20 protein-coding genes and 2 pseudogenes are annotated in these 19,956 nt (G+C 74.2%); 13 read left to right on the forward strand and 9 right to left on the reverse strand.

From position 1 onward, the window contains the following. Positions 1 to 10: 10 nt before the first annotated feature. From MRQ36_RS21005 to MRQ36_RS21015, 3 genes are all read left to right on the forward strand, one after another. Entirely contained in the window at positions 11 to 985 is a 975-nt protein-coding gene (locus MRQ36_RS21005; RefSeq protein ID WP_308194893.1) for an asparaginase, read from the forward strand. Between the two features lie 71 nt (positions 986 to 1,056). After that, positions 1,057 to 1,299 (forward strand): DUF5522 domain-containing protein, encoded by a 243-nt coding sequence (locus tag MRQ36_RS21010; protein ID WP_242797939.1) that lies wholly within the window; start codon positions 1,057 to 1,059, stop codon positions 1,297 to 1,299. A gap of 31 nt (positions 1,300 to 1,330) precedes the next feature. Beyond that, a complete protein-coding gene (locus MRQ36_RS21015; protein ID WP_242797940.1) occupies positions 1,331 to 1,930 on the forward strand; it encodes a hypothetical protein in 600 nt (199 codons plus the stop codon). Between the two features lie 38 nt (positions 1,931 to 1,968). Here MRQ36_RS21015 and MRQ36_RS21020 read toward each other — a convergent pair whose 3' ends face one another. Continuing rightward, complete coding sequence (locus tag MRQ36_RS21020) at positions 1,969 to 2,655, reverse strand: metal-dependent transcriptional regulator (protein WP_308194894.1); 687 nt, start codon at positions 2,653 to 2,655, stop codon at positions 1,969 to 1,971. Positions 2,656 to 2,753: 98 nt separating this feature from the next. On the opposite strand from MRQ36_RS21020, the pseudogene MRQ36_RS21025 reads away from it, so the two are divergent. From MRQ36_RS21025 to MRQ36_RS34505, 4 genes and pseudogenes are all read left to right on the forward strand, one after another. Continuing rightward, positions 2,754 to 3,610: pseudogene (locus MRQ36_RS21025) on the forward strand (sulfurtransferase). Positions 3,611 to 3,659: 49 nt separating this feature from the next. Further along, positions 3,660 to 4,841, forward strand: coding sequence for an acetoin utilization protein AcuC (locus MRQ36_RS21030; protein WP_242797941.1), 1,182 nt, complete (start codon positions 3,660 to 3,662; stop codon positions 4,839 to 4,841). A 25-nt stretch (positions 4,842 to 4,866) separates the two neighbouring features. Continuing rightward, the gene (locus tag MRQ36_RS21035; protein WP_374250509.1) at positions 4,867 to 6,894 is read left to right on the forward strand and encodes a GNAT family N-acetyltransferase; all 2,028 of its coding nucleotides are present in this window, start codon (positions 4,867 to 4,869) and stop codon (positions 6,892 to 6,894) included. Next, positions 6,818 to 7,168: pseudogene (locus MRQ36_RS34505) on the forward strand (hypothetical protein); the annotation flags it as partial. The gene MRQ36_RS21035 and the pseudogene MRQ36_RS34505, both read left to right, overlap by 77 nt. Before the next feature lie 277 nt (positions 7,169 to 7,445). Here MRQ36_RS34505 and MRQ36_RS21040 read toward each other — a convergent pair. Next, positions 7,446 to 9,617: a UvrD-helicase domain-containing protein gene (locus tag MRQ36_RS21040; RefSeq protein ID WP_242797942.1), complete on the reverse strand. Its 2,172-nt coding sequence runs from the start codon at positions 9,615 to 9,617 to the stop codon at positions 7,446 to 7,448. Between the two features lie 224 nt (positions 9,618 to 9,841). Continuing rightward, positions 9,842 to 10,879 carry an RNA polymerase sigma factor SigB gene (gene sigB / locus MRQ36_RS21045; protein ID WP_242797943.1) on the reverse strand — a complete coding sequence of 346 codons (1,038 nt, stop codon included), beginning with the start codon at positions 10,877 to 10,879 and terminating at the stop codon, positions 9,842 to 9,844. A 224-nt stretch (positions 10,880 to 11,103) separates the two neighbouring features. Between sigB and MRQ36_RS21050 the strand changes: the two genes are divergently transcribed. Then, entirely contained in the window at positions 11,104 to 11,892 is a 789-nt protein-coding gene (locus MRQ36_RS21050; RefSeq protein ID WP_242801262.1) for a sporulation protein, read from the forward strand. 120 nt (positions 11,893 to 12,012) lie between these two features. Here the strand turns inward: MRQ36_RS21050 and dtd are convergent, their stop codons facing one another. From dtd to MRQ36_RS21060, 3 genes are read right to left on the reverse strand one after another with little or no spacing between them, the layout of a single operon-like run. Next, positions 12,013 to 12,435, reverse strand: a complete 423-nt coding sequence (gene dtd, locus MRQ36_RS21055; protein WP_242797944.1) for a D-aminoacyl-tRNA deacylase — start codon at positions 12,433 to 12,435, stop codon at positions 12,013 to 12,015. Further along, entirely contained in the window at positions 12,435 to 12,563 is a 129-nt protein-coding gene (locus MRQ36_RS33385; RefSeq protein WP_278187563.1) for a hypothetical protein, read from the reverse strand. The genes dtd and MRQ36_RS33385 overlap by 1 nt, the downstream gene beginning before the upstream one ends. After that, on the reverse strand, positions 12,563 to 14,032 hold the full coding sequence (locus MRQ36_RS21060; protein WP_242801264.1) for a methyltransferase: 1,470 nt from the start codon (positions 14,030 to 14,032) through the stop codon (positions 12,563 to 12,565). The genes MRQ36_RS33385 and MRQ36_RS21060 overlap by 1 nt, the downstream gene beginning before the upstream one ends. Before the next feature lie 202 nt (positions 14,033 to 14,234). On the opposite strand from MRQ36_RS21060, the gene MRQ36_RS21065 reads away from it, so the two are divergent. From MRQ36_RS21065 to MRQ36_RS21075, 3 genes are all read left to right on the forward strand, one after another. Beyond that, positions 14,235 to 15,452, forward strand: coding sequence for a S8 family peptidase (locus MRQ36_RS21065; protein WP_242797945.1), 1,218 nt, complete (start codon positions 14,235 to 14,237; stop codon positions 15,450 to 15,452). 171 nt (positions 15,453 to 15,623) lie between these two features. Further along, positions 15,624 to 16,199, forward strand: a complete 576-nt coding sequence (locus tag MRQ36_RS21070) for an HhH-GPD-type base excision DNA repair protein (RefSeq protein ID WP_242797947.1) — start codon at positions 15,624 to 15,626, stop codon at positions 16,197 to 16,199. A 63-nt stretch (positions 16,200 to 16,262) separates the two neighbouring features. After that, positions 16,263 to 17,456, forward strand: coding sequence for a low temperature requirement protein A (locus MRQ36_RS21075; RefSeq protein WP_242797949.1), 1,194 nt, complete (start codon positions 16,263 to 16,265; stop codon positions 17,454 to 17,456). A 3-nt stretch (positions 17,457 to 17,459) separates the two neighbouring features. On the opposite strand, the gene MRQ36_RS21080 is transcribed toward MRQ36_RS21075, so the two are convergent. Next, positions 17,460 to 17,768 carry a BrnA antitoxin family protein gene (locus MRQ36_RS21080; RefSeq protein ID WP_242797951.1) on the reverse strand — a complete coding sequence of 103 codons (309 nt, stop codon included), beginning with the start codon at positions 17,766 to 17,768 and terminating at the stop codon, positions 17,460 to 17,462. Positions 17,769 to 17,781: 13 nt separating this feature from the next. Then, positions 17,782 to 18,069: a hypothetical protein gene (locus MRQ36_RS21085; RefSeq protein ID WP_242797953.1), complete on the reverse strand. Its 288-nt coding sequence runs from the start codon at positions 18,067 to 18,069 to the stop codon at positions 17,782 to 17,784. 107 nt (positions 18,070 to 18,176) lie between these two features. Here MRQ36_RS21085 and MRQ36_RS21090 point away from each other — a divergent pair, with 107 nt between their 5' ends. Continuing rightward, a complete protein-coding gene (locus tag MRQ36_RS21090; protein WP_242801266.1) occupies positions 18,177 to 18,533 on the forward strand; it encodes a DUF3099 domain-containing protein in 357 nt (118 codons plus the stop codon). Here the strand turns inward: MRQ36_RS21090 and MRQ36_RS21095 are convergent. Further along, positions 18,530 to 19,378, reverse strand: a complete 849-nt coding sequence (locus MRQ36_RS21095; RefSeq protein ID WP_242797955.1) for a helix-turn-helix transcriptional regulator — start codon at positions 19,376 to 19,378, stop codon at positions 18,530 to 18,532. The genes MRQ36_RS21090 and MRQ36_RS21095 overlap by 4 nt on opposite strands. A gap of 103 nt (positions 19,379 to 19,481) precedes the next feature. Here MRQ36_RS21095 and MRQ36_RS21100 point away from each other — a divergent pair, with 103 nt between their 5' ends. Next, positions 19,482 to 19,913 (forward strand): VOC family protein, encoded by a 432-nt coding sequence (locus MRQ36_RS21100; RefSeq protein WP_242797957.1) that lies wholly within the window; start codon positions 19,482 to 19,484, stop codon positions 19,911 to 19,913. Positions 19,914 to 19,956 lie beyond the last annotated feature (43 nt).

A 19,956-nucleotide genomic window follows, 5' to 3' on the forward strand; every position in this document is an offset into this window, starting at 1 on the left:
GAACCAGGACGTGACCGTCTGCGTACTCACCCTCGGCGGCACCATCGCGATGGCCGGCAGCGCCGGGGGAGTGGTCGCCCGGCTGACCGGGGCGGAACTCGCCGCCGCCGTGCCGGGGCTGGCCGAGATCCCGATCCAGGTGCGCGACGTCGAGGCGGTGCCGAGCGCCGCGCTGACGTACCAGCAGGTGCTGGACCTGGTCGAGGCCGCGGGGGCGGCGGTGGCCGACGGGGCGAGCGGCGTGGTGGTCACCCAGGGCACCGACAGCCTGGAGGAGACCGCGTACCTGGCCGACCTGGTGTGGTCGCACGCCGCGCCGCTGGTCCTCACCGGCGCGATGCGCAACCCGACCCTGGCCGGGCCGGACGGCCCGGCGAACCTGCTCGCCGCCGTCCGGGTCGCCGCCGCGCCGGCCGCCCGTGACCTCGGCGTCCTGGTCGCGTTCAACGACGAGATCCACGCCGCGCGGTTCGTCCGCAAGACCCACAGCACGAGTACGGCCACCTTCGCCTCGCCCAACGCCGGCCCGCTCGGCCACGTCATCGAGGGGGAGGTACGCCTGCTCACCCGGCCGCCCCGGCACGCCCCGCTGCCCCCGCCTGCCCCGGACCGGCTGGCCGCCACCCGGGTCGCCCTGCACACCGTCACGCTCGACGACGACGTGACGCTGCTCGACGCGCTGGCGCACGGGCGGGACGGGTTGGTGGTGGCCGGCTTCGGGGTCGGGCACGTGCCCCCGGGTCTCGCCCCGGCGCTCGGTGCGCTCGCCGAACGGATGCCGGTGGTGCTGACCTCGCGGACCGGGGCCGGGTCGGTGCTGCGCCACACGTACGGGGCGGTCGGCTCGGAGCGGGACCTGCTCCGGCGCGGGCTGGTCAACGGCGGGCTGCTCGACCCGTACAAGGCGAAGGTGCTGCTGCGGCTCCTGCTGGCCACCGGCGCCGACCACGCGGCGGTGGCGGACGCCTTCGCCCGGCACGCCTGAGCAGAGGTGTTAACAAGGGGCCCCTGCTATACCGCAGGCGTTAACAGGGGGCCCCTCCTTACACTCGCCGGGTGGGTGCAGAGCGACGACCGTTGGCGGACCGGCCATTGACGCAGCCGCATCCGTCCCGGCTGCCGCCGGAGCATCCGGGCCGGGCGCGGATCCTGGCCGCGCACGCCGCCGCCCTGGCCGCCGGGGAGGCCGGCTACCTCGACCCGGCGACCGGGCTCTTCGTGCTCACCGCCGGCTTCCTGGCCCGGCGGGGCACCTGCTGTGGGCGAGGCTGCCGGCACTGTCCGTACCTGACCGATTGAGGACTTCCGTCCGCCCCGGGCAGCCCGTACGGTGTCCGACGGACAGCCGGCGGTGCCCCGCCGGTCGGGGGCGGAGGTGAGTGTGCACGGGCGGACCTGGCTCGCCGTGGCGGCCGTACTGCTGACCACCGGCTGCGCCACCGAGAACCCGCCGGTCGCGGTCCCCGCCGCGGGGCCGGTGACGGTGGAGGCGGCGGCGGCCTCCTCCGGCGGCGCCTGCCGGCTGCTCGACTTCACGGTGATCGCCAGGCAGACCGGGGCGCGCTTCGACGTGGCGGCGGCCAGCGACAGTGGCGACACCCACACCTGCGTGGTCCGCAGTGAGCGGAGCCTGCTGCCGGAGCTGACCCTCACGGTCACCGACACGTCGATCGACAAGTCGACCTTCACCCTGGACGTGCTGCCCAAGGGGGCGAAGAAGGTCACCCGGCTGGGTCAGGTCGCCTACCGTCGTACGCTGCCGAAGACCGGCAAGCTCGGGCCGGCCGCCGAGGTGGGCTGGCTGGCCACCGAGGGGCGGCTCACCACGCTGCGCTGGACCTCCCCCCGCGCCGCCGACACTGCACAGGCGGAGGAGATGGCGGGTCGGTTGATCGCCCTGGCGAAGACCCTGGACACCCGGGCGCTCTGACCCGCCCGCCCGGCCGGGCGGACGGCCGGGTGGTGGGTTCAGCCGGCCGCGACGAAGACCCGGGAGGCGACCTCGCGGGGCAGCCGGACCCGGTCGCCGGAGCGGTCGATCGAGACGCCGTCGCGCTCCTGCGCCACGGTCACCGTCGCGCCCGGGTCGACGCCCGCCGCGTGCAGCTGCCGGAGCACGTCCGCGTCGGTCTGCACGCTCTCGCAGATCCGCCGGACCACCACCGGGCCGGAGAGCCCAGGAAAGGCCAGGTTGCGCTCGCCCTCGATGGTGTCGGTGGTCGCCGGCTCGGGGGTGCCCAGCTCCTCCAGACCCGGGATCGGGTTGCCGTACGGCGAGCGGGTCGGGCGGTTGAGCAGGTCGTAGACCCGCTTCTCCACCGCGTCGCTCATCACGTGCTCCCAGCGGCAGGCCTCCTCGTGGGCCTCCTCGTAGGGCATCCCGATCACGTTGACCAGCAGCAGCTCGGCCAGGCGGTGCTTGCGCATCACGGCGACGGCCGTGCTGCGGCCCGCCGCGGTGAGCGACAGGTGCCGGTCGCCCTCGACGGTGAGCAGGCCGTCCCGCTCCATCCGGGCGACGGTCTGGCTGACGGTGGGGCCGCTCTGGCGCAGCCGCTCGGCGATCCGGGCACGCAGCGGCGGCACCCCCTCCTCCTCCAGTTCGAGGATGGTGCGCAGGTACATCTCGGTCGTGTCGACCAGGTCATGCTTCACGTCAGCGGCCTCCCGGTGGTCGATGCTACCCCGGCGCCCCGACGATCCCCCGCCGCCGAACCGGGAGGTCCCGACCCGGATGGTGTTGACTGGAGCGCATGTCCGGAACCGAGGAGCTGCTGGTCGAGCCCGACGCGCTCGCCGCCGAGCTCGACCGCGCCGACCCGCCCACCCTGCTCGACGTGCGGTGGCGGCTGGTCGGTCCGCCCGGCCGCGACGACTACCGGGCCGGCCACCTGCCCGGCGCGGTCTTCGTCGACCTGGACACCGCGCTCTGCGGCCCGCCCGGCCCGGCCGGCCGGCACCCGCTGCCCGACCCGGCCACCCTCCAGGCGGCGCTGCGGGCCGCCGGGGTCCGCGCCGGTCACCCTGTCGTCGTGTACGACGGCGGCGACGGGATGTCCGCCGCCCGCGCCTGGTGGACGCTGCGCTGGGCGGGGCACCGGCCGGTCCGGGTGCTGCCCGGCGGCTTCCCGGCCTGGGTCGCCGCCGGCCTGCCGGTCGCCACCGACGCCCCGGCGCCGGCTCGGGTGACGTCACCGTGACGCCGGGCGCGCTGCCGGTCCTCGACGCGGCCGGGGCCGCCCGGCTGGCCGCCGCCGACGCAGGTGTCCTGCTCGACGTGCGGGCCGCGCCCCGCTACCGGGGCGAGACCGAGCCGATCGACCCGGTCGCCGGGCACGTCCCGGGCGCGGTGAACCTGCCCGCCCCGGAGTACGTCACCGACGGCCGCTTCCCGACCGTCGACGCGCTGCGCGGGCGGTTCGCCGCAGCGGGCGTGACGGACGCCGGGCCGGTCGGCGCGTACTGCGGCTCCGGGGTGACCGCCGCGCAGGCGGTCCTCGCGCTGCACCTCGCCGGCCGGCCGGACGCCGCCCTCTATGTCGGCTCGTGGAGCAACTGGGTGGCCGACCCGGCCCGCCCGGTGGCCACCGGGGAGACACCCGGCCGCTGACCTGGTGCGTGTGGTGGGTGCCCGCCGGGCGTCGTGCGACGATGGCCTCATGGCCGACGACACGGTGGTGGTCTGGGACGAGGCCCTGCTCGCGTACGACATGGGTGACCATCCCCTCGATCCGGTCCGGGTCGAGCTGACCATGGCGCTCGCCCGCGAACTCGGTGTGCTGGACCGCCCCGGGGTCCGCCTGGTCCGGCCGGCACCGGCCGACGACGCGCTGCTCACCCGGGTGCACGATCCCCGCTACCTGGACGCGGTGCGGGTCGCCCCGCGGGACCCGCTCTTCGCCGGCTTCGGCCTGGGCACCTCGGACAATCCGGTCTTCGACGGGATGCACGAGTCCAGTGCCCTGATCGCCGGGGCCAGTGTGGCCGCCGCCGAGGCGGTGTGGCGCGGCGACGCCCGCCGGGCGGTCAACGTGGCCGGCGGCCTGCACCACGCCATGCCCGCCCGGGCCTCGGGTTTCTGCGTCTACAACGACCCGGCGGTCGCCATCGCCCGCCTGCTCGACCTCGGCGCGGAGCGGATCGCGTACGTGGACGTGGACGTGCACCACGGCGACGGCGTGCAGCAGATCTTCTGGGACGACCCACGGGTGCTCACCGTCAGCCTGCACGAGACGCCGCTGGCGCTCTTCCCCGGCACCGGGTTCCCGGACGAGACCGGCGGTCCGGGCGCGCAGGGCAGCGCGGTCAACGTGCCGCTGCCGCCGGGGGTCGGCGACGCCGGTTGGCAGCGTGCCTTCCACGCGATCGTCCCGTCGGTGCTGCGCGCGTTCCGGCCGCAGCTGCTGGTCACCCAGTGCGGGGCGGACGGCCACCGGCTGGACCCGCTGGCCGACCTGCACCTCTCCGTCGACGGGCAGCGGGCCACCTACCTGGCCCTGCGGGCGCTCGCCGACGAGCTCTGCGACGGCCGCTGGGTGGCCACCGGCGGCGGCGGGTACGCCCTGGTCGAGGTGGTGCCCCGGGCCTGGACCCACCTGCTGGCGGTGGCCACCGGCGACCCGGTCGACCCGGCCACGCTGACCCCGCCGGCCTGGCGGGAGCTGGCCGCCGCGCGGGGACCGGGCCGCGAGATCCCGCTGCGGATGACCGACGACGTCGACCCGGCGTACGAGCCGTGGCAGCCGAGCGGGGAGCCGAACGCGGTGGACCGGGCCGTCGCGGCCACCCGCAAGGCGGTCTTCCCGCTGCTCGGGCTCGACCCGCACGACCCCCGGGACTGATCCGGCGGTGGGGGAGGACCGGCCGGTGAGCACCGTCGAACAACCCGTGGACGTGCTGCTCAGCGACGGCACGACCGTCCAGCTGCGACAGATCCGGGTGGACGACGCGGCGGCGATCGTGGCGATGCACTCGCGGTTCTCGGAGCGCACCCGCTACCTGCGCTACTTCTCGCCGTACCCGCGCATCCCGGAACGCGACCTGCAGCGGTTCGTCACCGTCGACCACCGCGACCGGGAGGCGTTCGTCATCCTGGCCGGCGACCGGATCGTCGCCGTCGGCCGCTACGAGCGGCTGGGCCCGGAGTCGCCGGAGGCCGAGGTGGCCTTCGTGGTGGAGGACGCCTACCAGGGCCGGGGCATCGGCTCGGTGCTGCTGGAGCACCTGGCCGACACGGCCCGCCGGTACGGCATCGTGCACTTCGTCGCCGAGGTGCTCCCGGCCAACGGGGCGATGCTGCGGGTCTTCTCCGACTTCGGCTACCAGGTCCAGCGCCAGTTCGCCGACGGCGTGGTGCACCTGAGCTTTCCGATCGCCCCCACCGAGGCGACCCTGGAGGTGCAGCGCGGCCGGGAGCACCGCACCGAGGCCCGCTCCATCGCCCGGCTGCTCGCCCCGCGCGGCATCGCCGTCTACGGGGCCAGCGCCACCGGGCAGGGCGTCGGCGCGGCGGTGCTCGGGCACCTGCGCGACGGCGGCTTCACCGGGGCGGTCGTCCCCGTGCACCGGACCGCGTCGACGGTGGCGGGGCTGCCCGCGTACCTGTCGGCGGTCGACGCCGGCGTCGACATCGACCTGGCGGTCGTCGCGGTGGCCCCGGAGGCGGTGACCGAGGTGGTCGCCGACGCCGCGCAGGCCGGCGCGCACGGCCTGGTGGTGATCTCCGCGGGTTTCGCCGAGTCCGGTCCGGCGGGGGCGGCGGCGCAGCGGGCCCTGGTCCGCGCCGCGCACCTGGCCGGCATGCGGGTGGTCGGCCCGAACTGTCTCGGCATCGCCAACACCGACCCGGCGGTACGCCTCAACGCCACCCTCGCCCCGGTGCTGCCGGCCGCCGGACGGGTCGGCGTCTTCAGCCAGTCCGGCGCGTTCGGGGTGGCGCTGCTGGCCGAGGCGTCCCGGCGCGGGCTCGGCCTGTCCAGCTTCGTGTCAGCCGGCAACCGGGCCGACGTCTCCGGCAACGACCTGCTGCAATATTGGCAGGACGACCCGGGCACCGACGTCATCACGCTCTATCTGGAGACCTTCGGCAACCCGCGCAAGTTCGCCCGGCTGGCCCGGCGGATCGGCCGGAGCAAGCCGGTGGTGGCGCTCGCCTCGCTGGCCCGCCCGCCGGGCGTCGGCGACGCGCCGGCCCTGGACCCGGCGGCGGTGAGCGCGCTCTTCGCCCAGTCCGGGGTGATCCGGGTGGACACCGTCTCCGAGCTGCTCGACGTCGGCGTCCTGCTGGCCCATCAGCCGCTGCCGGCCGGCCGCCGGGTCGCGGTGGTCGGCAACTCCTCGGCGCTGACCGGGCTGGCCGCCACCGCCTGCGCGGCCCAGGGCCTCACCGTCGCCGACGGCTACCTGCACGACGTCGGCCCCCGCGCCGGCGCCGCCGAGTACGCCGCCGCGCTGGCCGGCTCCGCCGCCGACGAGGGCGTGGACGCGGTGGTGGCGGTTCGCCCCGCCGCTGCCCGGCCAGCTCGCCGACCCGGACGCCGACTTCACCGCCGCCCTGCCCGCCGCGCTCGCCGCCGGCAAGCCGGTGGTGGCGACGTTCCTGGCCGGCCGGCTGCCCGCCGGGGTGCCGGCGTACCCGAGCGTGGAGGAGGCCGTCCGGCGCTGGCCCGGGTCAGCCGGTACGCGGACTGGCTGCGCCGCCCTCCGGGCATGCGCTGCCCGAGCTGGACCGGGTCGACTGGCACGCCGGGCAAGGCCGCGCTGCGTCCCGGAGACGGCCGATCCGGCGGCGCTGCTGGCTGCGTACGGGATCGACGTGGTGGCGTCGAGCGCTGGCGCGTACCGCCGACGAGGCGGTCGAGGCCGCCGGTCGGCTGGGCTGGCCGGTCGCGTTGAAGGCCGCCGACTCGGGCTGCGGCACCGGCTCGACCTCGGCGCGGTCCGCCTCGACCTGGCCGACCCGGTCGCACTGCGCCGCGCGTACGCGGAGATGGCTCCGCTCTTCGGCGCGGACGTCCTGGTCCAGCCGATGGTCGCCCCGGGGTGGCCTGTGTGGTGGAGCTGGTGGAGGACCCGGCGTTCGGGCCGGTGGTCGGCTTCGGCCCTCGGCGGGGTCGCCACCGAGCTGCTCGGCGACCGGGCCCGGCGGGCGGTGCCGCCGACCGACCGGGACGCCGCCGAGCTGGTGGACGAGCCGCGGGCCGCGCCGCTGCTGCGCGGTCACCGGGCGCCGCTCCGGTGGACCGGGCCGCCCTGGCGACCTGCTGCTGCGGGTCGGCCGGCTGGCCGACGAGCAGCCCCGGGTCCGCTCGCTCACCCTCAACCCGGTGCTGGCCCGCCCGGACGGCATCTCGGTGCTGCACGCCACCGTCAACACCGGCGTCGCCACCGACCGCCCCGACACCGGCCCCCGTCGCCTGTGAGGGACGGCCGGGGTGTGGCGACCGCTAGCTGAGCACCAGCTGTCCGAGTTCCTGGGTGCATCGGGTGAGCGCGACGTAGAGGCCGTTCCAGCCGCGCGGTTCGGTGGTGATCCCCTGGGGGTCGACGAGCAGCGTCGCGTCCCATTCCAGCCCCTTGGCCTGGGTCGCGGTGAGCACCGGCACGTCGCTCAGCACGGCCCGGAGTTCGGCGAGGCGGTCGGCCGGGGCGACGACGCCGACCGTGCCGCCGTGCCACCGTTGCTGCAGCTGTCGCACGGCTCCGGCGGCGGCGTCGGCGAGCTCGGCGGGCGGGACCGTGCGCATCCACGGGGCGATGCCGCAGGAGCGCACCGCCCGTGGCGGCGCGTTCTGGCTGCCGGCCTCTCTCAGCACGGGTTCGGTGAGCTCCATGACCTCGCGCGGGGTCCGGTAGCAGATGGTCAGTTCCGCAGCGGTCCAGCGGTCTCCGAGAACCGCCTGCACCGCTTCCGCCCAGCTGGTGTGCCGGTGTGCTGCCGCCGCCTGGTCGATGTCCCCGACCGCCGTGACGGAGCGACCGGGGCAGCGCCGGAGGACCATGTGCCACTGCATCTCGGACAGTTCCTGCGCCTCGTCGACGACGACGTGCCCGTACACCCAGTCGCGCTGCCGGCGGGCGTGGTCGGCGACGGACCCGCCCGGTGGTCGCGGGGCCTCGCCCTCGCCCAGCAGGTCGGCGAGGGCGTCGAGCAGGGGGATGTCGCTGGACGCCCACGGTGCGGGCTCGGCCGAGACGGCGGTGATCTCCGCCGGTGACAGCTGCGGCGCGAACCGGGCCAGCAGGGTGCCGTCGGTCAGCAGCCCACGCAGGAGGGTCCCGGCGTCGAGGGTGGGCCACCACGCCTCGACGAAGCGGGCGAGGGCGGCGTTCCCGGCGATCCGGGAACGGAGGCTCTCCACTTCCTCCTCGGAGAGCAGTCCGTCGACGTCACTGCCGGTGGACCTCCGGCTGACCTGTGGCTCGTGCTGCATCGCCCGGTCGACGCGGGCGAGGATGTCCTCGAAGCCCTCCTCCATCTCGTTCATCAGCGCCTCGCGCTGCGCGACGACGGCCTCGGCGAGGATGTGGTGCAGGTGCGCGGCGAACGCCGTGCGGGCGCGATGGTACGGGCGTCCCTGCACCGCCGAGGCGAGTGCCTGGGCCACCGTCGCGGCGGGGATGACGTAGGACTCGCCCTCCCAGCGCAGCTTCAGCGCGCGGGGCCGGGGGAGCAGCGACGTGACGTAGTTCTCGAGCGCGGGCTGCCAGAGGGCGCGGCCCTTGATCTCGGCGAGCAGCCGGCTCTCGTCGCGGCCCACGCGGATCCCGGGCAGCAGGGTGTCGCAGGTCGCCGCGACGACGGCGGTCTCACCGAGCGCGGGCAGCACCTGGGCGATGTACCGGAGGAACCGGGGCGAGGGGCCGAGCACCAGGACCGCCTGGTCGGCCATCGCCGGGTGGGCGAACAGCAGGTAGGCGACGCGGTGCAGGGCGACGACGGTCTTGCCGGTGCCGGGACCGCCCTGGACGATCAGCGGGCCGGTCGCCTCAGCCCGGATGATGTCGTCCTGTTCGCGTTGCAGCGTGGCGATCGCCGTCGACATGCGGCCGGTGCGCCGTTGGTCCAGGGCGGCCAGCAGGGCGCCTTCACCGACGAGTTCGGCGTTCGTGCTGCCGTCCAGTGGCTCGTCGTCCACGCCGACGACGGTCGATCCCGTCGTGCGAATGTGCCGGCGCCGGGCCTGACCCTGCGGATCGACAGCCGTCGCGGTATAGAACGGCCGGGCGGCGGGAGCACGCCAGTCCAGCAGCAGCGGCTCGCGCTCCTCGTGGTCGTCGCGGAGACCGACCCGGCCGATGTGTCGCACGGTGCCGTCGACGCCGTCGAGGCGGCCGAAGACCAGCCCGTCCCGTGCTCGCCCCAGCTCCTCGTACTGCTGGCGGAGCAGGCGTCGTCGCGCCCGTTCCACCGTGTCCTGGGTGTCTGCCGAGAGCTCGGCCCGGAGATGGTCGGCACGTCTGTCGCGCCGGGCCGTGGCCAGGTCGAGAAATTCCTGTTCCTCGGCGACCGCGGACCGGCGCGCGACGCCCGCTGCGGTAAAGGTCGGCGGTTCGCCGTTCGGTGCTGTTTCGCTGGCGCCGGCAGCGCCGTTGTTCAGGGCATGATCCTGGCGCATTCGCAAATCCCCGTATTGGTGCTTTCCCCCGGCCCTGATGAGCCGCTGGTATTCCGGCGGGAAGCATAGAGCTGGTTTTTCCTGATCGGCCAGCAATTCCTTCGGCGGAGATGGGAATCTCGATGTCTTGCCGTCCGGTGTCCCTTGTGGCCTCGGCCGGGCCGGTCGCCGCGACAGACGCGATCGGCCCCGGCGAACCGCCGGGGCCGGTCGCGGGCGTCGGGTCAGCAGGCGTACGCCTCCAGCCGCTGCGCCCGCTCCGGGGCGCGCAGCTTCAGCAGGGTGACCTTCTCGATCTGCCGGATCCGCTCCCGGGACAGGCCGAACTCGCGGCCCACCTCGTCCAGGGTGCGCTGCCGGCCGTCGTCCAGGCCGAACCGGAGCCGGATCACCGCCTGCTCCCGCTGGGAGAGGGTGGCCAGCACGATCCGTACCTCGTTGCGCAGTTCGCCGTCGGCGGCGGTCTCGTCCGGCGTGGCCGACGGGTCCACCGCCGCGACGAAGTCGCCGAGCGCGCTCTCGCCGTCCTCGCCGACGGTCTGGTCCAGGCTGACCGGCTCCCGGTCGTACGAGATCAGCTCGATCACCTGGAACTCGGGGACGTCCAGCGCCGTGGCCACCTCGGCGACGGTGGGCTCCCGGCCCAGCGTGACCGACAGTTCGCGGCGGGCCCGGACCATCCGGTTGACCTGCTCGACCATGTGCACCGGGATGCGGATGGTGCGGGCCTGGTCGGCCATGGCGCGGGTGATGGCCTGGCGGATCCACCAGGTGGCGTAGGTGGAGAACTTGTAGCCCTTGGTGTAGTCGAACTTCTCGACGGCACGGATGAGGCCGAGGTTGCCTTCCTGGATCAGGTCGAGGAAGGCCATCCCGCGCCCGGTGTACCGCTTGGCGATGCTGACCACCAGCCGCAGGTTCGCCTCCAGCAGGTGGTCCTTGGCGGCGCGGCCCTCGGCCACGATCAGCGCCAGGTCGGCGCGCAGCTCGGCGGAGACCGGGGTGCAGGTGGAGAGCTTCTCCTCGGCGAAGAGCCCGGCCTCGATCCGCTTGCTGAGTTCGACCTCCTGCGCGGCGGTGAGCAGCTTGGTGCGGCCGATCCCGTTCAGGTAGGCCCGCACCAGGTCGGTGGAGACGCCGCGCTCGTCGGTGGCGTCCAGGTCGGCCAGGGGGGCGTCGAGTTCCGTCGAAGTGTCGGTGCCGACCTCGGCGTCGATGGTGGCAGCCGGGCGGGTCTGGTGCTCGATCATCTGCAGGACCATCTCTGTTCTCCCCGTGTCCTTCGTGCCGCGTACCGGGTTCCGTGCCGCGTGCCGGCGCGGTGGTGCCGGTGAGGAACAGCTTGGCGGTCGGGGCGTGAAACGGGAGTGAGGCGATCGGGGAACCGACACGAATCCCAGGGGAAACCCTGGTACGGGTTGTCCCGCCCGGTTACCGTGCCAGCGGCCGGCCATCCGGACCGGCCGGACAGGTGATCGGAGGACGTGTGGTCTTCAAGCGGCTCATGCAGGCGATGGGTGTGGGCGGTCCGTCGGTGGAGACGGTGCTGGCGAACCCGAACTGCCGTCCCGGCGGATACCTGGAGGGCCGGATCCAGGTGGCCGGCGGTGACCACCCGGTGGACGTCTCGTACGTGGCCCTCGGCCTGGTCACCCGGGTCGAGGTGGAGAGCGGCGACTCGGAGTACGACACCAACCAGGAGTTCGGCCGCCGGCAGATGACCGGCGCGTTCCGGCTGGACCCGGGGCAGCGGCACGACATCCCGTTCCGCTTCGACGTGCCGTGGGAGACGCCGCTGACCGACCTGTACGGCCAGCACCTGCACGGCATGACGATGGGGCTGCGGACCGAGCTGGAGGTGGCCCGGGCGGTCGACTCCGGTGACCTGGACCCGGTGGCGGTGCATCCGCTGCCGGCCCAGGAGCGGCTGCTGGAGGCGTTGCTGCGGCTGGGCTTCCGGTTCGCGCGGGCCGACGTGGAGCGCGGGCACATCTACGGCGTACGGCAGCACCTGCCGTTCTACCAGGAGATCGAGTTCCACCCGGCGCCGCAGTACGCCCGCGCGATCAACCAGCTGGAGGTCACCTTCGTGACCGACCCGCAGCAGGTGCAGGTGGTGCTGGAGATCGACAAGCGGGGCGGTGTCTTCACCGAGGGCCGCGACGCCTTCGGCCGCTTCACCGTCGACCACGCCACCGCCGACCGCACCGACTGGGCCGCCCAACTGGACGCCTGGCTCCGCCAGTCGATCCAACGCCGAGGCCTCTTCTTCTGACCCCCACCCGCCCTCAGCCCCTGGTGATCATGAGGTTGGCGGCGATGTCGATCTCAATCGGTGCCGCCAACCTCATGATCAACGCGGTTTCAGTAGCGGGGTGGGGGAGAGGGGTGGGGGTTAGAGGTCCAGGAGGAGGGTGCGGGGGCCGGTGTTGGTGCTCTCGACGAGCATGTGGGTGCGGAAGCGGCCGGTTTCCACCTTGGCACCGCGGGCACGGAGTTGGTCCACCACGGCGGTGACCAGGGGTTCGGCCTGTTCGGCGGGGGCGGCGGCGGTCCAGCTGGGCCGCCGGCCCTTGCGGGCGTCGCCGTAGAGGGTGAACTGGCTGACCACCAGGATCGGGGCGCCGGTGTCGGCCGCGCTCCGCTCCTCGTCGAGGATGCGCAGCTCGTGGATCTTGCGGGCCATGGTGGCCGCCACCTGCGGCGTGTCCGCGTGGGTGACCCCGAGCAGCACCAGCAGGCCGTCGGCGATCTCGCCGACCACCTCGCCGTCGACGGTCACCCTGGCCCGGCTCACCGTCTGCACCACGGCGCGCATCAGGCCACCTCGCCGTCGACGGTCAGGCCGGCCCGGTTCACCGTCCGCACCGGCGCGCGCATCGGGCCGTCACCTCCGCCCGGGTACCGGGCCGGCGCAGGTGCTACCGCCCCCGTCGCCGCCGGCATCAGTCCTCCACCGGTTCGATGATGCCGCGCTCGACCAGGTGCGCCACGATCGGGCCGGCCGCCTCGGCCAGCTCGTCGGGGGCCACGTCGTGGGCGGCGGCGAGCAGGGCGAGCTGGTCGCGCAGGGCCAGCCGGCCGTCCGCGCCGCCGACCAGGGCGAGCACCAACGGGTCGACCTCCTCCGACCAGCGCAGCCCGTGCGGCATGGCGAGCACCTGCCGGTCCACCGCCCAGCCCTCGTCGCCCATGGTGGCCTCCTGCCGCAGCTGGAGCCCCTCGGCGGCCCGGTAGCGCGCGGCGAGCAGCGCGTCGGTGTCACGTACCCGGAGCCAGTCCCGGCGGTCGAACCAGGCGGCGATCCGGTCGCCCATCGGCGGTTCCACCCGCTGCCGCAGGTCCTCCACCCGGACGATCGGCTCGGCGTGGCCGGAGCGGCGCAGCGAGACGATGCCGAACCCGATCGCCTCCACCTTGTGCGCGTCGAACCAGTCCAGCCAGGCCGCCATCCGCTGCGGGTCGTGGGCGTGGCCGACGTCGGTGAGCCAGAGGTTCACGTACGCCATCGGGTCGGCCACCTCGCGCTGGACCACCCAGGCGTCCAGCCCGGTGCCGGCGAACCAGCCGGCCACCCGCTCGCCCCAGTCCTCGCCGGTGACGTGCACCCAGTTGGCCAGGTACTGCATGGTGCCGCCCTCGGTGAGCAGGTGCGGGGCGGCGGCGGCCAGCTCGGCGCCGATCGCGTCGCCGACCCGGCCGGAGTCCCGGTAGACGTGCGTGGTGGTGCCGGGACCGACCACGAACGGCGGGTTGCTGACCACCAGGTCGAAGCGGCGGCCGGCGACCGGGGCGACCAGGTCACCGCGGAGCAGCTCCCAGTCCTGGCCGTTGAGGGCGGCGGTGGTGGCGGCGAAGCGCAGCGCCCGCTCGGAGACGTCGGTGGCGGTGACCCGGCGGGCGTGGGTGGACAGGTGCAGCGCCTGCACGCCGGAGCCGGTGCCGAGGTCCAGCGCGGTCCCCACCGGGCGGCGGACGGTCGCGCCGATCAGCGTCTGGGTGGCCCCACCGATGCCGAGCACGTGCTCGCTGTGCAGGGGCCGGCCGGGTCGGGCGCTGGCCGGCACGTCGGCGAGCACCCACCAGTCGTCCCCGTACGGCTCCAGGTCGACGCCGGCCCGCAGGCCGTCGCCGTGCCGCTCGACGATCCCGCCGGCCAGGGCCTCCTCGATCGACAGCGGGGCGAGCGCGGCGGCCACCACGGCCTCCGGCTCGGTCTGGTCGCAGATGAAGACCCGGATCAGCGTGGCGAGGGGGTCCCGGTCCTCGGTGGCCCGCAGCGCGGCCCGGAAGTCGTTGCGGGCCGCCCCGCCGGTCGCCTGCGGGCCCAGCCGGTTGGCGATGCCGTTCGAGGTGAACTCCGCCCGGGTCAGCGCGGTGCGCAGCGCCTCGACGCCGGCGGGGGAGAGCAGCATGTCGTGTTCCACGTCGTCATCCTGCCTCGCCGGCCGTCCGGGGTGGCCGTCACCCGGCACTTCCATACCGTCAACTGCATACATCGGTTGTTATCTCTTTAACGTTCATCGATGGATGGCTAGCATCTCGGGCAACATCCGTCGATGGGGACGCCCGGTGGCCACTGCCGGAGTCCGGGCGTACCCGGTAGGGAGTCAGACGATGTCCGACGTGTCCGTTCCCCGGCGTCGCGTGCTGCGCGCGCTCGCCGTCACGGCCGCCGCCGCGGCCCTCACCGCCGCCGCCACCCCCGCCGTCGCCGCCCCGACCGGTCAGATCCGCTACGCCGGCACCGCCGGCGCGATCAGCGGCAGCTACCTCGTGGTGCTCAAGGGCGACGCCGTCGGCGCCGCCAACAGCCTCGCCGCCCGGACCGCCGTCCCGGACCGCGCCGCCACCCTCAGCAAGCGGTACGGCGGCACCGTCGGCGCGGTGTGGAGCGCCGCGCTGACCGGCTACAGCGCGAAGATGAGCGTCGGGCAGGCACGCCGCCTCGCCGCCGACCCCTCCGTCGCGTACGTCGAGCAGGACCGGACCGTCACCGCCCAGGGCACCCAGACCGGGGCGACCTGGGGGCTGGACCGGATCGACCAGCGCAGCCTGCCGCTCAACGGCAGCTACACCTACCCGAACACGGCCACCAACGTGCGGGCGTACATCATCGACACCGGCATCCGGATCACGCACAGCGACTTCGGCGGCCGGGCCAGCTGGGGCACCAACACGGTGGACACCAACAACACCGACTGCAACGGCCATGGCACGCACGTCGCCGGCACCGTCGGCGGCGCGAAGTACGGCGTCGCCAAGGGCGTCCGCCTGATCGCGGTGAAGGTGCTCAACTGCTCCGGCAGCGGCAGCACCTCCGGCGTGGTCAGCGGCGTCAACTGGGTCACCTCGAACGCGGTCAAGCCGGCCGTGGCCAACATGAGCCTCGGCGGTGGCGCCAGCACCACCCTGGACAACGCGGTGGCCAACTCGATCAGCTCCGGCGTCACCTACGGCATCGCCGCCGGCAACTCCAACGCCAACGCCTGCAACTCCTCGCCGGCCCGGGTCGCCTCGGCCATCACCGTCGGCGCCACCACCAGCACCGACGCCCGCGCCTCCTACTCCAACTACGGCTCCTGCCTGGACATCTTCGCGCCGGGCTCGTCGATCACGTCGGACTGGAACAGCAGCGACACCGGCACCAACACGATCAGCGGCACCTCGATGGCCACCCCGCACGTGGTCGGCGCAGCGGCGCTCGTGCTGGGCGCCAACCCCGGCTACACCCCGGCCCAGGTGGCCAGCTGGCTGACCACCAACGCCACCACCGGCAAGGTGACCAGCCCAGGCACCGGATCGCCGAACCGGCTGCTCTTCGTCGTCAACTGACGACCCGCCCGCACCGCGGCCCGGTGGACCCCACCCCTGTCCACCGGGCCGCGTCGCGTCGTTGCCCGGTCGCCGACCCGGGGCTGTTCCCCGGGCCGGCGGCGACGCCCTTTCACCCCCGTCGCGGGGAGTCGGCACCGCCCCGGGCGGCCGGAGCGGCAGGATGGGGCCATGACGCTCTCCCTGCCCATCGAGCCGGCCGCGAACGACCTGCTCACCCGCAGCCCGCTCGCGCTGCTGCTCGGCATGGTGCTGGACCAGCAGGTGCCGATGGAGAAGGCGTTCTCCTCGCCGTACGTGCTGGCCACCCGGCTCGGCCACGAGCCGGACTCCCGGGAACTGGCCGGGTACGACCCGGAGGCCCTGGTCGCGCTCTTCGCCCGCCCCCCGGCCCTGCACCGGTTCCCCAAGGCGATGGCGGCCCGGGTGCAGGAGGTCTGCCAGGTCCTCGTCGACCGGTACGACGGCGACCCGGCCCGGCTCTGGTCCGAGGCCGCCGACGGGGCGGAACTGCTGCGCCGGGTCGGCGAGCTGCCCGGGTTCGGGAAGCAGAAGGCGCAGATCTTCGTGGCCCTGCTCGGCAAGCGGTTCGGGGTGACCCCGACGGGCTGGCGGGAGGCGGCCGGCGGGTACGGCGACGCGGACGCGTACCGGTCGGTGGCCGACGTCACCGACACCGAGTCGCTGCGTCGGGTGCGCGAGTACAAGCAGCAGGCGAAGGCGGCGGCGAAGGCCGCGAAGGGCTGACGCAACCGGCGCGTACCCCCGCTCGTTGTGATCTCCGACGGCGGCGACGGGTGGGTGTGACCGGTGGCGGAGCGGAGCGCGGCGCTGCTGCGCGGCGGCATCAGTGCGACCCGGGCCACGTTCCTGGAGCTCTTCTTCGACCTGGTCTTCGTCTTCGCCCTGACCCGGGTGTCGCAGCGGCTCATCGACGACGTGTCGACGCACTCCCGCGACCCGTTGCGGGAGACGGCGCAGACCGTGCTGCTCTTCCTCGCGCTGTGGATGGTCTGGACGCTGACCGCCTGGGTGACCAGCCGGTACGAGCCGGAGCAGGCGGCCATCCAGTTCGTGGTGGTCGCCTCGATGTTCGGCAGCCTGGTGATGTCGGTCGCCGCGCCGCGCGCGTTCGCCGAGCGGGCGGTCCCGTTCGCGGCGGCGTACGTGGTGATCCAGGTCGGCCGCCCGCTCTTCCTCACGCTGGCCCTGCGCGGCCACCCGCGCCGGGCGGTCACCGCGCGGATCCTGCTCTGGGCCGGGCTCGGCGCGGTGCCGTGGCTGCTCGGCGCCCTGCTGCCGGCGGCGCAGGAGGTGCTCTGGACGCTCGCGCTCGCCTGGGACTACATCGGCCTGGCGCTGGGCTGGCCGCTGCCCGGCCGGGGTTCGGCGCGGGCCTCCGGCTGGGCCGTGGCCGGCGAGCACCTGGCCGAGCGCTACCAGCAGATCTTCCTGATCGCGCTGGGCGAGACCATCCTCATCATCGGGCTGACCTACAGCGGCACCGCCTTCTCGGCCGACCGGGCGCTCGCCTTCACGTGGTCGTTCCTCACCACGGCCCTGCTGTGGCGGATCTACTTCCACCGGGCCGGTCGGGTGCTGGCCGAGGCCATCCTGGCGGCCCGCCGCCCGGGAGTGCTGGGCGAGTCGGCGAGCTGGACGCACCTGGTCATCGTGGCCGGGGTGCTGCTCACCGGCGTCGGCTACGAGCTGGTCATCGCCCACCCGTACGCGGCCGCCCCGCCCGGCTGGCCGGTCTTCGTGGCCGGCGGTCCGGCGCTCTTCCTGGCCGCCCGGGCCCGCTTCGAGTACGAGATCTTCGGGCGGATCTCCCGGACCCGGGTCGCCGGGGTGCTGGTGCTGCTGGCGCTGGCCCCGGTGGCGCGCTGGCTGCCGCCGGTCGGCGCGCTCGGGCTGAGCGCGCTGGTGCTGGCCGGGATCGCGGGCGGCGACGCGTTGCGGGCCCGGGGACGGCCGCTGGAGGAGCCGGCGTCGCCGCTGTAGGGCTCAGGCGGCGGTGGGGCGGGAGAGCGCGGCGAGGGCCCGGCGGACGTCGGCCAGGGAGACGGTCGCCGAGTCGTCCAGCTCGGCCAGACCCGCCTCGATCCACTGGCGCATCAGGGTGGTCACCCCGATGCCCCGGGCGTCGGCGGCGGCCCGGACCCGCTCGTACGTCTCCAGGGGCAGGCGTACCGAGCGGCTGACCATGGGCACGTCGGTGTCGGGGGTGGGCAGCTCCACCGGCTGGCTCTCGTCGATCAGGTCGGCGAGCGCGTCGTCGCCGTGGAACCGCTTGGTCGCCTCGTTCCGGTTCATCGTGACCGCCTCCTCATCGGCGAGTTCTCCGCACGGCCTCGTCGTAGCGCTTCGCCTCGACGTCGCTCAGTTCGCGGGCGGAGAGGACGTCCCAGTCGTGGTCGGCGCCGTCGGCCTCGGCGAGCAGCACGGCGAGCCGGCGTCCCCGGTGGGAGACCGCGTAGACGACCATCACGTCGTCGCCGAGGTGCCGGATGACCCGCCGCGTGCTGTGCAGGGCCTCCCAGACCTCGCCCGGCGTGACGTCGTAGACCCGCAGGTTGGCCAACGCCTCGTCGGTGAAGCTGAACCGGCTGCCCACGAGCGGAGCGTACCACGGACGTAACACGCCAACGGGATGAGTCGATTTTCGCTGATCAGCCCCGAGGAGTGACAGGATGGGTCGTAATCCCCTCGAGGAGGTCCGTGGTGAAGCGTCAGGCCTACCAGCCGATCCTGATCACCGACGCCTCGCGCAGCCAGGACGACCAGCTCACCAGCCGGCAGAAGCGCTACGTGCTGATGATGGGCATCCGGGTCGCCTGCCTGGTGGCCGGTGCGATCCTGGTCGGCGCGAAGGCCCCCCTGCTCTGGCTCTGGCTACCGCTGTGCGCCCTCGGCATGGCGATCATCCCGTGGCTGGCGGTGCTGCTGGCCAACGACCGCCCGCCGAAGGAGGAGCACCGGCTCGCCAACCGGTTCCAGGCTCGTGGGCGGGACGAGGCCCCGCCGATGAGCCTCACCGCCGAGGAGCGCCCCCACAAGATCATCGACGCCGAGCCCTAGGCGGAGACCCCGGACAGCAGCGCCAGCCGGAACCGGGTCTCGTCCGCGGTGTCCGGCGCCGCCGTCAGCACGACGATCCTCCGTTCCGCGTCGCCGTCGGTGATCACGTCGCAGTCCACCGCGATCGGGCCGACCGCGGGGTGATGGACGATCTTGTGGTCCTCGCGGTGGGCGCCGACCGCACCGGCGGCCCACAGCTCGGCGAAGCGGGCGTTGCCCGTGGTGAGCAGCCGGATCAGGCCGGTCAGGCGGTTGCTGGCCGGAAAACGTCCGGTTGCCCGGCGCAGGTCGGACACGACGGCCGACTCGACCGTGTCCTGGGCGAGCGAGGTGACCGGCCAGTGCGACAGGCGTGGCCCCGCGCCGTCGACCGGGAAGGTGTCGCGAGCGAAGTTGCGCAGCGGCGGCGGTGTCGACGACGGGTCGCCCAGGAGCGCCGCCCAACCGCGGTTCCACCAGATCAGCTGCCAGTCGGCCGCGAAGACCGCGGCGGCGGTGTCGTCCAGCCGGTTGAGGATGCGGTGGAGACCCGGCGGGAGGTGGTCGGAGAGCTCCGCGTGGGACGGCGCGACGAGACCGGCCAGCCGATGGAGATGGTCCCGTTCGGCGTCGGTGAGCTGCAGGGCGCGCGCGAGTGCGGCGACGACCTGCGCCGACGGGGTGGTGGAGCGCCCCTGCTCCAGGCGTACGACGTAGTCGACCGAGACCCCGGCGAGTTCCGCGAGCTCCTCCCGGCGCAGGCCCTTCGCCCGGCGGGCGCGTCGACCCGGCAGCCCCGCTGCCGCCGGGGAGAGCCGGTCGCGCCAGGTGCGCAGTGTCGCACCCAGCGTCTGGTCCGTGGTCATGCCGTTGATTCTTGCTCCTGCTCCCCGGTCGAGGGTGGTACCCGTCTTCCTACCGTCGATCCGTCCCTGGTCGGGGCCCCGGCCCGGGGGGAGCCTCGGTCGCATGAGCATCCCCTTCTCCCACGACCATGTCGGCGTCAGCGTGACCCCCGAGGAGCTCGACGCCACCGTCGACTGGTACTCCAGCAAGCTCGGCTTCACGGTCGACCAGCGGTTCGACTCGCACGGCACGACGTTCGTCTTCCTGGTCAGCGGCCCTGTCAAGATCGAGCTCCTGGCCGGCGCGTCGAACCGTCAGGCACCGACCCGGGACGTCCTGACCAGCATGGACCCGGCGCGACTGCACCACTTCTGCCTCGCCGTCGAGGATCTCGACGCGACCGTCGCCGCGCTGCGCGACCTCGACGTGCCGCTGATCGGCGGCCCCATGCAGGTGGCCGCGATCGGTCAGCGCATCGCCTTCGTCACCGACAACCTCGGCAACATCATCGAGTTCGCCGAGCCCGGCACCGGGCCCGCCGCGCGCCGGAACTGATCACTGCGGGCGGCCCGGGCCGGTGGGGCGGGTGCCCCGTCGA

Origin of the sequence: Micromonospora sp. R77, from assembly GCF_022747945.1 — a bacterium.
Classification (GTDB): domain Bacteria; phylum Actinomycetota; class Actinomycetes; order Mycobacteriales; family Micromonosporaceae; genus Micromonospora.

Excerpts from the sequence above, each read along its gene's own strand:
- MRQ36_RS21030 (WP_242797941.1), top strand. The coding sequence starts at position 3,660 with ATGGCCGACGACACGGTGGTGGTCTGGGACGAGGCCCTGCTCGCGTAC.
- MRQ36_RS21040 (WP_242797942.1), bottom strand. The coding sequence starts at position 9,617 with ATGCGCCAGGATCATGCCCTGAACAACGGCGCTGCCGGCGCCAGCGAA.
- sigB (WP_242797943.1), bottom strand. The coding sequence starts at position 10,879 with ATGGTCCTGCAGATGATCGAGCACCAGACCCGCCCGGCTGCCACCATC.
- dtd (WP_242797944.1), bottom strand. The coding sequence starts at position 12,435 with ATGCGCGCCGTGGTGCAGACGGTGAGCCGGGCCAGGGTGACCGTCGAC.
- MRQ36_RS33385 (WP_278187563.1), bottom strand. The coding sequence starts at position 12,563 with ATGCCGGCGGCGACGGGGGCGGTAGCACCTGCGCCGGCCCGGTACCCG.
- MRQ36_RS21060 (WP_242801264.1), bottom strand. The coding sequence starts at position 14,032 with ATGCTGCTCTCCCCCGCCGGCGTCGAGGCGCTGCGCACCGCGCTGACC.
- MRQ36_RS21065 (WP_242797945.1), top strand. The coding sequence starts at position 14,235 with ATGTCCGACGTGTCCGTTCCCCGGCGTCGCGTGCTGCGCGCGCTCGCC.
- MRQ36_RS21070 (WP_242797947.1), top strand. The coding sequence starts at position 15,624 with ATGACGCTCTCCCTGCCCATCGAGCCGGCCGCGAACGACCTGCTCACC.
- MRQ36_RS21080 (WP_242797951.1), bottom strand. The coding sequence starts at position 17,768 with ATGAACCGGAACGAGGCGACCAAGCGGTTCCACGGCGACGACGCGCTC.
- MRQ36_RS21095 (WP_242797955.1), bottom strand. The coding sequence starts at position 19,378 with ATGACCACGGACCAGACGCTGGGTGCGACACTGCGCACCTGGCGCGAC.
- MRQ36_RS21100 (WP_242797957.1), top strand. The coding sequence starts at position 19,482 with ATGAGCATCCCCTTCTCCCACGACCATGTCGGCGTCAGCGTGACCCCC.